This window comes from Hansschlegelia sp. KR7-227 (assembly GCF_049446035.1).
Taxonomy (GTDB): Bacteria; Pseudomonadota; Alphaproteobacteria; order Rhizobiales; family Methylopilaceae; genus Methylopila.
The window spans coordinates 2886360-2897770 of record NZ_JBMSEA010000001.1; the positions used below are offsets into that span (position 1 = coordinate 2886360).

The 11411-nt window shown below is 69.4% G+C and carries 10 protein-coding genes; 3 read left to right on the forward strand and 7 right to left on the reverse strand.

What is annotated here, in order from left to right:
• Positions 1-35 precede the first annotated feature (35 nt).
• Complete coding sequence (gene polA, locus ACO2RJ_RS13475) at positions 36-3083, forward strand: DNA polymerase I (protein ID WP_423268519.1); 3048 nt, start codon at positions 36-38, stop codon at positions 3081-3083.
• Positions 3084-3089: 6 nt separating this feature from the next.
• Here polA and ACO2RJ_RS13480 read toward each other — a convergent pair whose 3' ends face one another.
• Complete coding sequence (locus ACO2RJ_RS13480; protein ID WP_423268520.1) at positions 3090-3824, reverse strand: LrgB family protein; 735 nt, start codon at positions 3822-3824, stop codon at positions 3090-3092.
• Between the two features lie 5 nt (positions 3825-3829).
• The gene (locus tag ACO2RJ_RS13485; RefSeq protein WP_423268521.1) at positions 3830-4201 is read right to left on the reverse strand and encodes a CidA/LrgA family protein; all 372 of its coding nucleotides are present in this window, start codon (positions 4199-4201) and stop codon (positions 3830-3832) included.
• Between the two features lie 174 nt (positions 4202-4375).
• Here ACO2RJ_RS13485 and ACO2RJ_RS13490 point away from each other — a divergent pair, with 174 nt between their 5' ends.
• Complete coding sequence (locus ACO2RJ_RS13490) at positions 4376-4663, forward strand: ArsR/SmtB family transcription factor (RefSeq protein WP_423268522.1); 288 nt, start codon at positions 4376-4378, stop codon at positions 4661-4663.
• Positions 4664-4752: 89 nt separating this feature from the next.
• Positions 4753-5502, forward strand: a complete 750-nt coding sequence (locus ACO2RJ_RS13495) for an SDR family NAD(P)-dependent oxidoreductase (RefSeq protein ID WP_423268523.1) — start codon at positions 4753-4755, stop codon at positions 5500-5502.
• Positions 5503-5563: 61 nt separating this feature from the next.
• Here ACO2RJ_RS13495 and ACO2RJ_RS13500 read toward each other — a convergent pair whose 3' ends face one another.
• The 5 genes from ACO2RJ_RS13500 to ACO2RJ_RS13520 form a co-directional block, all read right to left on the reverse strand.
• Entirely contained in the window at positions 5564-6184 is a 621-nt protein-coding gene (locus ACO2RJ_RS13500) for a 2-hydroxychromene-2-carboxylate isomerase (protein ID WP_423268524.1), read from the reverse strand.
• Between the two features lie 62 nt (positions 6185-6246).
• The gene (locus tag ACO2RJ_RS13505; RefSeq protein ID WP_423268525.1) at positions 6247-7026 is read right to left on the reverse strand and encodes a DUF6030 family protein; all 780 of its coding nucleotides are present in this window, start codon (positions 7024-7026) and stop codon (positions 6247-6249) included.
• 100 nt (positions 7027-7126) lie between these two features.
• The gene (locus ACO2RJ_RS13510) at positions 7127-9346 is read right to left on the reverse strand and encodes a 3-hydroxyacyl-CoA dehydrogenase NAD-binding domain-containing protein (protein WP_423268526.1); all 2220 of its coding nucleotides are present in this window, start codon (positions 9344-9346) and stop codon (positions 7127-7129) included.
• A 199-nt stretch (positions 9347-9545) separates the two neighbouring features.
• Complete coding sequence (locus ACO2RJ_RS13515; protein ID WP_423268527.1) at positions 9546-10754, reverse strand: acetyl-CoA C-acetyltransferase; 1209 nt, start codon at positions 10752-10754, stop codon at positions 9546-9548.
• Positions 10755-10775: 21 nt separating this feature from the next.
• Positions 10776-11411: a glutathione S-transferase family protein gene (locus tag ACO2RJ_RS13520; RefSeq protein WP_423268528.1), complete on the reverse strand. Its 636-nt coding sequence runs from the start codon at positions 11409-11411 to the stop codon at positions 10776-10778.

The following is an 11411-nucleotide window of genomic DNA, read 5'->3' on the forward strand; positions in this document are numbered from 1 at the left end:
AGTCCCGGCGAACCCTCGTCCGGGACGCATCCACCATGCCGAACCGCCCGGTCGCCCCAGGCGACCACGTCGTCCTCGTCGACGGCTCCTCCTACATCTTTCGCGCCTATCACGCCCTGCCGCCGCTGACGCGCCCGTCTGACGGGCTGCCGGTGGGCGCGGTGTCCGGGTTCTGCAACATGCTGTGGAAGCTGTTGCGCGACGCCGGCTGGGTCGACCCGACCCACCTTGCGGTGATCTTCGACAAGTCGGAGGTCACGTTCCGCAAGGAGATCCACGAGACCTACAAGGCCAACCGCTCCGAGCCGCCGGAAGACCTCATTCCGCAGTTTCCGCTGATCCGGCACGCCACGCGCGCCTTCTCGATCGCGACGCTGGAGCAGGCCGGCTACGAGGCCGACGACCTGATCGCGACCTACGCCCGGCTCGCCGCGGAGGCGGGCGCGGAGGTCACGATCGTCGGCTCGGACAAGGACCTGTTCCAGCTGGTGGGCGGTCTCGTCACGATGCTCGATCCGATGAAGGACAAGCGCATCGGACCGGACGAGGTGTTCGAGAAATTCGGCGTGCGCCCTGAGAAGATGATCGACCTGCAGGCGCTCGCCGGCGACTCCGTCGACAACGTGCCGGGGGTGCCCGGCATCGGCGCGAAGACCGCGGCGCAGCTCTTGGAGGAGTATGGCGACCTCGAGACGCTGCTCGAGCGCGCCCACGAGATCAAGCAGCCGAAACGTCGCGAGAACCTGATCGCCAACGCCGATCTGGCGCGCGTCTCAAAGCGGCTGGTCACGCTCGAAACCCGAGTTCCCCTGGACGTCCCCCTCGACGAGCTCGCCGTCCAGGAGCCCAATCCCAAGCGGCTCGTCGCCTTCCTGAAGGCGATGGAGTTCAACACGCTCACCCGCCGCGTGGCCGATGCGACGGGCGTCGAGATCTCCGAGGTGACGCCCGACGCCGAGATGATGTCGGCGAAGCGCGCCGCCCACCCCCCCGCCAGCGAGGGGCTGCCCCTGGGGTCCCCGCCGCAATCCGCGGCCGCGCCCGTCCGCAAAGAGGGCGAGCCTCAGCGCGAGTACCGCCCGGCGGAGGGACGCGCGCGAAAGGGCATGGACTACGCGCCGCCGACGCCCGCCGGCGGGGGATTCGCGCCGTCCTTCGACGGCCCCACGCCGCAGGCCCTCGCCGACAAGCGCCGGAGGGAAGCTTCTGACGCCGTGGTCGACCGCTCGAGCTACGAATGCGTGATGGACGTCGGCAGATTGGCTCAGTGGATCGAGGCGGCGCGCGACCAGGGCCATGTCGCGATCGACGTGGAGACCACGTCGATCGACCCGATGCGCGCCGAGCTGGTCGGCGTCTCGCTCGCGGTCGAGCCGAACCGCGCCGCCTATGTGCCGCTCGGTCACCTCACGGCTGCGGGCGACCTGCTGTCGGACAACGCAGCGACCGCCGGCGGCCTGGTCGAGGGCCAAATCCCGGCCAACGAGGCGTTGACGCTGCTCAAGGAGCTCCTGGAGGACGACAGCGTCCTCAAGATCGGCCAGGGCATAAAATACGACCTGACGGTGCTCGCCCGGCTCGGGATCGGCTGCGCGCCCTATGACGACACCATGCTGATGTCCTACGCGCTCGACTCCGGCCTTGGGGCCCAGGGGCTCGACGAACTCTCCCGTCGTCATCTCGGCCACGCCTGCATCTCCTACGAGGAGGTGACGGGGACCGGCCGGGCGCGGATAAACTTCGCGCAGGCCTCGCTCGACAAGGCCACGGCCTACGCCGCCGAGGACGCGGACGTGACGCTCCGGCTCTGGACGCTCCTGAAGCAGCGGCTCGTCGCCGAGCGCATGGTCACGGTCTATGAGACCCTGGAACGGCCGCTGCCGCTCGTGCTCTCGACCATGGAGCAACGCGGCGTCTCGATCGAACGGTCGATGCTGTCACGGCTGTCGGGCGAGCTCGCGCAGCGCATGGGCGCGCTCGAGGCCGAGATTCATGCGCTCGCGGGCGAACCGTTCAATCTCGGCTCGCCGAAGCAGCTCGGCGACATCCTGTTCGGCAAGATGGGCCTCGCCGGCGCGAAGAAGACCAAGACCGGCGCCTGGGGCACCGCCGCCGGCGTGCTCGAGGACCTGGCGGCGCAGGGCCACGAATTGCCGCGCCGCATCCTCGACTGGCGGCAGCTCTCGAAGCTCAAGTCGACCTACGCCGACGCGCTGCCGACCTACGTCCATCCCGAGACGCATCGGGTGCACACGACCTATCAGCTCGCCGCGACCACCACGGGGCGTCTGTCGTCCACCGAGCCCAACCTGCAGAACATCCCGGTGCGGACTGAGGAGGGCCGGAAGATCCGCCGGGCCTTCGTGGCGCCGGAGGGCAAGGTCATCGTCTCGGCGGATTACAGCCAGATCGAGCTCCGGATCCTCGCGCACATGGCCGACATTCCGCAGCTCACCCAGGCCTTCGCGGACGGTCTCGACATCCATGCCATGACGGCCTCGGAGATGTTCGGGGTGCCGATCGAGGGCATGGACCCGCTCACCCGCCGCCGCGCCAAGGCGATCAATTTCGGCATCATCTATGGAATCTCCGCCTTCGGGCTGGCGAACCAGCTCGCCATCGGCCGCGAGGAGGCGGGGCTCTACATCAAGACCTATTTCGAGCGCTTCCCCGGCATCCGCGACTACATGGAGGCGACCAAGGCCGCGGCCCGCGAGGCCGGCTACGTCACGACGATTTTCGGCCGCAAATGCCATTATCCGCAGATCAAGGCCTCGAACCCGGCGGAGCGCGCCTTCAACGAGCGCGCCGCGATCAACGCCCCGATCCAGGGCTCCGCCGCCGACATCATCCGCCGCGCGATGATCCGCATGGACGGCGCGCTGGCCGAAGCCGGGCTGTCCGCGAAGATGCTGCTGCAGGTGCACGACGAACTGATCTTCGAGGTCGACGAGGCGGAGATCGAGGCCACGCTGCCCGTGGTGATCCGCGTGATGGAGGACGCCCCGCTGCCGGCCCGCATGCTCAGCGTCCCGCTGAAGGTCGACGCCCGGGCGGCCGGGAATTGGGACGAGGCGCATTGAGGCGCTTCATGGCGCCAACAACAGGCCGAGCAGAGCCGGGGCCAGCAGGGCGGTCAGGACGGCGTTGAGCGCCATGGCGAGGCCGGCGAAGGCGCCCGCCGCGTCGTCGACCTGAAAGGCCCGCGCCGTGCCTATGCCGTGGGAGGCGAGGCCTGCGGAAAAGCCGCGCGCGGCGTAGTCCCGAATCTTCAGCGCGTTCATCAACGGCGTCACGAGGATCGCGCCGGTGATGCCGGTCGCGATCGCGAACACGGCGGTCAGGCCCGGATCCGCCTTGATCTGTCCGGCGATGCCGAGCGCGATGCTGACGGTCACCGATTTCGGCGCAAGCGCGGCGACGATCCCCGGCGACAGCCCGAACAGTTTCGCAAGCAGCACCACCGAGAGGAAGGCGACGGGCGCGCCGACGAGGAGCGCGGCGGCGATCGGCAGCGCCTGCTGTCGCACCAAACGGCGGTTGCGGAACAGCGACACGGCGAGCGCGACCGTGGCCGGTCCAAGCGCGAAATGGACGAACTGCGCGCCCGCGAAATAGCTGCGGTAGTCGACGCCCGTCAGATGGAGCACAACGACGATCGCGACGATCGACAGCAGCACCGGGTTGACCGCCGGATGATGGCGGGCGAGCGCGGCGACGCGCTGGGCCGCCAGGAACACGCCGATCGTGACCGTGAGCCACAGCAGCGGGCTCGCCGACAGGAACACCCACAGTTCGAAGAAGCGTTCGGAGGAGCCGTCCATCGCGCTCAGTCCCCGCCGCCGAGGCGCGCCACCAGCCGGAACACGGCGACGGTGACGATCAGGGTGACGACGGTGGAGCCGACCAGCGCCGCTGCGACCGGCAGCAGAACGCCGTCGAGCGCGTGGTAGCTTTGCGCGACGCCGACGCCGGCGGGCACGAACAGCAGCCCGAGGTGACGAAGCAGGCCGTCGGCGGCGGCCTCGACCGGGGGTGGATCCTCCCGTTCTCTCGGCGAGGCCCAGCGGGCGCGCAGCGTCAGCGCCACGACCAGCAGCACGATCCCGATCACGGGCCCCGGAACCGGCAGGCCAAGGCCCCGCGCCGCGGCTTCGCCGAAAAGCTGGAACAGCAGCAGGATGAACAGGCCTTGAAGCATATGAAACCCTCGACAGCTCTGGGACGAGAAGCGCCAGACGGCGGATTCCGGATCGCGCGACTCGCCGTCCGCCGCCTCGTCCCGTCAATCGCCGGGCGCCGACACGCCGGGCGCGCGTGGCGCGCATGACGGCCGGCCTCGACATTCGCCAGGACGACGCACTACCTAACGGACATGTCGTCGCCCGATCTCCTAACCGACCGTCAGTTCGAACGCATCGGCCGAGCCCTGGCGGAGCCGCGCCGCGTGCAGATCCTGCGGGAGATCGGCGCTCAGAGCGCTCCGCTGCCCTGCTCCGCGCTGCACGAGAACCACGACATCAGCGCGGCGACGCTGTCGCACCACATGAAGGAGCTTGAGACGGCGGGGCTCGTTTCCATCCTGCGGGAAGGCCGCTGCGCCAGCCTCTCGCTCAACCGCGAAGTTCTCGACGCCTATCTCGCCCGGCTCGCCCGGATCTGAGACGCTGTCGCGAGCCGGGCGTCCCTCTTGCGGGCTTCGTTTCGATTGTTATCTAACAATCGAAACATTCAGGCTCACAGGGGCTATTTATGACTGAACTCAAGGGAAAGACCGCGGTTGTGACCGGGGCCTCGAAAGGCATCGGCGCAGGCATCGCGCGCGCCTTCGGAGCCGCGGACGCCGCGGTCGTGGTGAACTACGCCTCCGACAAAGCGGGGGCGGACAAGGTCGTGGCTGATATCGTCGGGGGCGGCGGCAAGGCGCTCGCGGTCCAGGGCGACATGTCGAAGGCGGCCGACGTGAAGCGCCTGTTCGAAGAGACGGCGAAGGCGTTCGGCGAGGTCGACGTCCTCGTGAACAACGCCGGCGTCTACAAATTCGCGCCGATCGAGGAGATCACCGAGAGCGAATTCCACCGCCACTTCGACGTCAACGTGCTCGGCCCGATCCTGGCGACCCAGGAGGCCCTGAAGCATTTCCGGGCGAGCGGCGGCAGCATCATCAACGTATCGTCGATCGCGAGCTTCACGACGACGCCGACGGCGTCGGTCTATTCCGCGACGAAGTCCGCGCTCGACACCTTGACGCGGATCCTGGCCGCGGAGCTCGGCCCCAGAAACATCCGCGTCAACTCGCTCAATCCGGGCGCCACCGCAACGGAAGGGCTGGAAAGCGCCGGCATCGCAGGCAGCGATTTCGAGCGGCAGATGGTGGAGGCGACTCCGCTCGGACGCCTCGGGCGGCCGGAGGACATCGCCAAGGTCGCCGTGTTCCTCGCCTCCGACGCCTCATCCTGGGTCACCGGGGACGCGATCATGGCGTCGGGCGGTCAGCGCTGACCTAACCGGCCGTGGCGCCGCCGCAGGGCGGCGTCACAGCGTTGCGGACGGCGGTCTTCGCTCAGGCGGCGCCATAGGGGCCGCGGCCGCTCGCCAGCGCCTCGTCGAGAAGATCGAGCCGATCCTGCCCCCAGAACACCTCGCCCTCCAGCACATAGGATGGCGAGCCGAAGACGTCCGCTGAGATCGCCTCGGCCCGGTTGGCCTCATAGACCGCTGCGGCCTCCGGCGCGTCGGCGACGGCGAGCGCAGCGCTCGCGTCGAACCCCTGCGCCGTCAGGATCTCGGCGACCGTGTCGCGGTCTGCGAGGTCGAGCTCCTCCTCCCACACGCCCCGGCAGGCCGCGACGACATAGGGCGCGGGGTCGAGACCCAGCGCGCCGAGGGCGATCGCCGCCCGATCGGCCAGCGAGGGATTGAAGGGCCAATGCTTCGGCCGCAGGATCAGCGGCCGCGCTCGCCGCTCCGCCCACCGTTTGAGCTCGACGAAACGGTAGCGCTGGCGAGCCGGAGCGCGCTTTGCGAGGGGCGCGCCGCCGGTTTCCGCGAACACCTCGAGCAGCGGCACCGGCTTCCACGCGACGGTCACGCCGTGCCGGCGCGCGAGGTCGAGAAACGGCTGGTTGCCGAGATGGGCCCACGGCGAAACCACGGACAGGTAGACGTCGACGCGACGGGGCATGGGCGGCTTTTCCTGCGGCAGATCTGCGAGGGCGGCGACAGTGTCAGACGGCGGCGCGCCCGTCACCTGCCAGAGGCCCCGCCCGCGCCCTCCAGCAGGAAGGGCGTCTGAGCCGGGCGGCGCGGCAGCGGCAAGAAGCGGTCGACGCCGCCGGGACCGAGCCCGCGCGGGAAGGTTACGACGAGATTGTAGCGCGGCGGTTCGCCGAACTCCCGGCGGAGGTCGTAGGTGACGCCGTGATCCTCGATCTTCTCGTCGCGCGACGCGTCGATCGCGTCCAGGATCTCCTGGGGCGGCTCCCAGCCGAGGGCGCGGAACACCAGTCTGAGCAGATCCTTCGCGACCGCCTTGACCGCGGGCGTCGTCGCTGGGTCCAGCAGGTTAAGCTTGAGCCGCATGCCGTCGATCCGGTCGCCCTCCGCGCCGCGCGCGGTGAAGAACAGGCTGGAGACCGCGGCCTCGTCGCCGTCGACCGGCTTGAGGACGTCCGTCAGGCAGGTCCAGCTGCGCTGCGGCGGCTCGCCCTGCTGGAACGTCACGCCCTTGAAGCCTACGGCTTCCAGAGCCTTGCAGAACGCGTCCGGACTGATCCAGGGGCGTCGCAGGAAGGGAGACGGCGCGACAGGAGCCGGCGCGGTCAGCAGCGCGCGGGCGTCCGGGTCCAAGCCGCCGAGCGGATCATGCGTCTGGACGGCGATGGGGGCCGGCCGCGTGAGGCCGAGAGACGAGGCCACGCCCAGCGCCTCCGCGATATCGACGCGATGGCGCCAGGCCGCAGCTCCAGCGACGACGGCGAGCGCGGTCGCCGCGAGCAGGATCAGGAACAGGCGGCTGCGCGTCATTCAACGGTCCGGGCCGCGGGCGGCGGGAGGCTTTCCCTCCCGCGGTCCCGCCCCGCCGGTCTAGCGGCGCGGCGCGGCTGCGCCAAGCGTCTGCGGGGCCTCAGGCGGCCGCGGCGGGAGCCGCGCCGCCGCCTGCGAAGCGGCCGTAGAAGGTGTCGCCGGTCTCCGCCAGGTCGATCAGCAGCCTGTTCGGACGGAAGCGGGGACCGTGGATCTCCGCGAGCGCGGCGGCGAGCCTGACGAAACGCCGCGGACCCATGCCGTCGATCCAGCTCAAGGGGCCTCCGGTGTAGGGCGCGAAGCCGAAGCCCAGGATCGCGCCGACGTCCGCCTCGCGCACGTCGGTGACGACGCCCTCCTCCACGGTGCGCGCCGCCTCGAGCGCCTGCGCGACCAGGAGCCGGTGACGCAGTTCGCTGATGTCGATCGTGTCGGGATCGAGCGTCTTCCCGGCAAGCGCCGCCAGGCCCGGCCACAGCCGCTTCTTGCCGCCCTCGGGATAGTCGTAGAAGCCCTTCCCGTTCTTGCGGCCCAATCGGCCTTCCGTCTCGACCAGCGCGCGCAGCAGCTTCTCCTGCGCCGGGTTGACGGCGGCGTCGCCGAGCTGGGCGCGCGTGGAGTCGATGATCTTGAGGCCGAGGTCGAGCGCGACTTCGTCGTTGAGCGACAGCGGACCCACCGGCATGCCGGCCTGCTTCGCGACGTTCTCGACCATCGCGGCGGGCACGCCTTCGGTCAGCATCAGATGGCCTTCGAGCATGTAGGCGATGACGCAGCGGTTGGCGAAGAAGCCGCGCGAGTCCTTGACGACGATCGGGGTCTTCCGGATCGCCCGCACGTAGTCGAGCGCGGTCGCGAGCGCGACCTCGCCGGTCCGCTCGCCCTCGATGACCTCGACGAGCATCATCTTCTCGACGGGCGAGAAGAAGTGGATGCCCACGAACTGCTCCGGCCTCCGGGACGCCTTGGCGAGCCCGGAAATCGGCAGCGTCGACGTGTTCGAGGCGAAGATCGTGTTCGGCCCGATCGCGGCCTCCACCTTCGCGATGACCTCGGCCTTGACCTTCGGGTCTTCAAACACCGCCTCGATCACCAGGTCGCAGTCGGCGAGCGCGGCGTAGTCCGGCGTCGGCGTGATGCGGCCGAGAAGCGCGTCGCGCTCGGCGCCGGTCGCGCGGCCCTTCACGACCTGTCCGGAGATCAGCTTCTCGGCGAAGGCCTTGCCCTTGTCCGCCGCCTCCTGGTCGCGGTCGACGAGCACGACCTCCATGCCCGCCTGGGCTGTGACGTAGCCGACGCCGGCGCCCATGAAGCCGGCGCCGACGATCCCCACTTTTTTGATCGAGGTCGGAGGGACCGCCTTCGGCCGTCGCGCGCCCTTGTTCAGCTCCTGCATCGAGACGAACAGGGTGCGGATCATCGCCGCCGCCTCAGGCGAGCGGATCACCTTCGCGAAGTGCCGGCTCTCGACGCGCAGCGCGAGGTCCATCGGCAGCTGCAGCCCGTCGAACACCACCTGCAGCATGGCGCGGATCGCGGGGTAGTTGTCCTGCGTCTCGCGGCGGTAGATCGCGTTCGCGGGCGGGAAGGTCATGAAGCCCGCCTTCGACCAGACCGGACCGCCCGGCAGCTTGAAGCCCTTCTCGTCCCACGGCTTGACCGCCTTGCCGCCGCCGAGGATCCAAGCCTTGGCCTTTGCGGCCATCTCGTCCTTCGTCGCGACTTCGTCGACGAGGCGCATGGCGCGCGCCTTGTCCGGGCGGATCTGCTCGCCCTTCATGAGCATCTGCAGCGCATCGCCCGGCGGAAGCATCCGCGCCACGCGCGTGGTGCCCCCGGCGCCGGGAAACAGGCCGACCTTCACCTCGGGCAGGCCGACGCGGGTCGATTTGTCGTTCGAAGCGATCCGCCAGTGGCAGGCAAGCGCGAGCTCGAAGGCGCCGCCGAGGCACACGCCGTGGATCACGCAGACCCAGAGCTTTCCGGAGGTCTCGATGCGCCGATAGAGCTGGCTGAGCCTGGAGCTCTCCTCATAGACGGCCTTCGCCGCGGCCGCCTCTCCGTGCCTGGCCTTCTCGGTCGCGTACACCCGCGCGATGCCCTCCAGCATCGTCAGGTCCGCGCCGCCCGAAAAGGCGGCCTTGCCGGAGGAGACGATCACCCCCTTGACCCCTTCGTCAGCGACCACGCGCTCGACCAGCTCGGCGAGTTCGAGGATCGCGTCGGCGGACAGCACGTTCATGGAGCGGCCGGGCATGTCCCACACGACGGAGAGCACGCCGTCGGCGTCGAGATCAGTCTTGAAGTTGGTCTCGGTCATCTCGGCTCTCCCGCGGGCAAGAACTCCCCGCCCCGACGTTCTGCGTGCTTCGAGACGCCGGCCTCGGGCCGGCTCCTCAGCATGAGGAGCGCGGCGTTCCGGCTTCCGAAGCGGCGTCGGCCTTTGGCGACCTCAATCGTCCTCATGCTGAGGAGGCCCGCAGGGCCGTCTCGAAGCACGCACCAGGGCGATCCCATCCTCACACCCGCTCGATGATCGTCGCGGTGCCCATGCCCGCCCCGATGCAGAGCGTGACCAGCGCCGTCGCCTTGCCCGAGCGCTCGAGTTCGTCGATCGCAGCGCCGAGGATCATCGCGCCGGTCGCCCCGAGCGGGTGGCCGAGCGCGATCGCGCCGCCATTGACGTTCACATTGGACATGTCGAGGTTGAAGGCCTGCAGATAGCGCAGCACGACGGCCGCGAAGGCCTCGTTGACCTCGAACAGATCGATGTCGCCGATCTCCATTCCGGCGCGCTTCAGAACCTTCCGCGTGACGTCGACCGGTCCGGTCAGCATCAAAGCGGGCTCCGATCCGATGTTGGCGAAAGCCTTGATCCGCGCCCGCGGCTTCAAGCCTGCCCCCGCACCGGCCTCCTTGGACCCGAGCAGGACCGCCGCGGCGCCGTCGACGATGCCGGAGGAATTGCCGGCGTGGTGGACGTGATGGACCCGCTCGACATCGGGGTGCGCATACACGGCGACGGCGTCGAAGCCGCCCATATCGCCCATCTCGGCGAAAGACGGCTTGAGGGCGCCGAGCGACTGCATGGTGGTGTCCGGCCGCATGTGCTCGTCGCGGTCGAGGATGATGAGGTCGTTCACGTCCTTCACGGCCACGACCGACTTCGCGAACCGCCCGGCTTCCCACGCCGCGCCCGCGCGCTTCTGGCTCTCCACGGCGTAGGCGTCCACATCGTCGCGCGAAAAACCGTATTTCGTCGCGATCAGGTCGGCCGAGACGCCCTGCGGCATGAAGTAGGATTTGACCGCGATCGCAGGATCCATCGGCCAGGCGCCGCCGGAGGCGCCGAGCCCGACGCGGCTCATGCTCTCGACGCCGCCGCCCACGACGAGGTCGTGCTGGCCCGCCATCACCTGCGCGGCGGCGAAGTTCACGGCGTCGAGGCCGGACGCGCAGAATCGGTTGATCTGGACGCCCGGCACCTGGATCCCGTAGTCGGCGGCGAGCGCCGCCGCGCGCGCGATGTCGCCGCCCGCTTCGCCCACCGGGTCCACGCAGCCGAGAATGACGTCGTCGATCTTTCCGGTCTCAAGGTCGTTGCGTTCGGCCAGCGCCCTCAGCGCGGTCGTCGCGAGGCCGAGCGTCGACACCTCGTGGAGCGAACCGTCCGCCTTGCCGCGCCCGCGCGGCGTGCGGACGGCGTCGTAGATATAGGCCTCGGCCATGTTCGGTCTCCTAAGCCGTCGTCAGCGCGCCGCCACGGGCAGGGCCCGCGGCATCAGTTCGTAAGGAGGCTTCCATCCCGGCAGGGCGCGGATGCGCTCCAGCCAGGCGGAGATCGCGGGATAGCGCTCGAGCGGCCAGACCAACTCGTCGCCGTAGAACAGGTAGCCGCAGAGCGAGAGGTCCGCGATCGTCGGCCGCTCGGCGACCACGAAGGCGCGATCCTTCAGATGCGCGTCGAGCACGCTCCAGGCGCCGTCCATGCGCTGGGCGAGAAACTCCGTGACGGGCGAGTCGCCGGCCTTGGTCAGCGTCAGCAGGAAGCGACGAAGCGCCGTGAAGCTCGACAGCTTGTGATTGTCGAACAGGATCCAGCGCCAGATCTCTCGCTTCTCCTCCGGCGTCGCTCCGCCGAACCGCGCCGTTTCATCGGCGAGATAATCGAGGATCACGCCGGACTGGGTGAGATGGAGATCGCCGCGCGTGAGCACCGGCGCCTCGCCCATGACCGACATCTCGCGATAGCCGGGCCCACGCGTTTCGCCGTTGAAATAGTCGACGAACACCGGCTCCCAGTCCGAACCCGTGAGCTCGAGCATCAGGGCCACCCGGTAGGAGTTCCCGGATTCGCCGAAGCAATGGAGCTGGTACTCGGCCAT

Coding starts and splice junctions, on each gene's coding strand:
- polA (WP_423268519.1), top strand. CDS start 36: ATGCCGAACCGCCCGGTCGCCCCAGGCGACCACGTCGTCCTCGTCGAC.
- ACO2RJ_RS13480 (WP_423268520.1), bottom strand. CDS start 3,824: ATGGACGGCTCCTCCGAACGCTTCTTCGAACTGTGGGTGTTCCTGTCG.
- ACO2RJ_RS13485 (WP_423268521.1), bottom strand. CDS start 4,201: ATGCTTCAAGGCCTGTTCATCCTGCTGCTGTTCCAGCTTTTCGGCGAA.
- ACO2RJ_RS13490 (WP_423268522.1), top strand. CDS start 4,376: ATGTCGTCGCCCGATCTCCTAACCGACCGTCAGTTCGAACGCATCGGC.
- ACO2RJ_RS13495 (WP_423268523.1), top strand. CDS start 4,753: ATGACTGAACTCAAGGGAAAGACCGCGGTTGTGACCGGGGCCTCGAAA.
- ACO2RJ_RS13500 (WP_423268524.1), bottom strand. CDS start 6,184: ATGCCCCGTCGCGTCGACGTCTACCTGTCCGTGGTTTCGCCGTGGGCC.
- ACO2RJ_RS13505 (WP_423268525.1), bottom strand. CDS start 7,026: ATGACGCGCAGCCGCCTGTTCCTGATCCTGCTCGCGGCGACCGCGCTC.
- ACO2RJ_RS13510 (WP_423268526.1), bottom strand. CDS start 9,346: ATGACCGAGACCAACTTCAAGACTGATCTCGACGCCGACGGCGTGCTC.
- ACO2RJ_RS13515 (WP_423268527.1), bottom strand. CDS start 10,754: ATGGCCGAGGCCTATATCTACGACGCCGTCCGCACGCCGCGCGGGCGC.
- ACO2RJ_RS13520 (WP_423268528.1), bottom strand. CDS start 11,411: ATGGCCGAGTACCAGCTCCATTGCTTCGGCGAATCCGGGAACTCCTAC.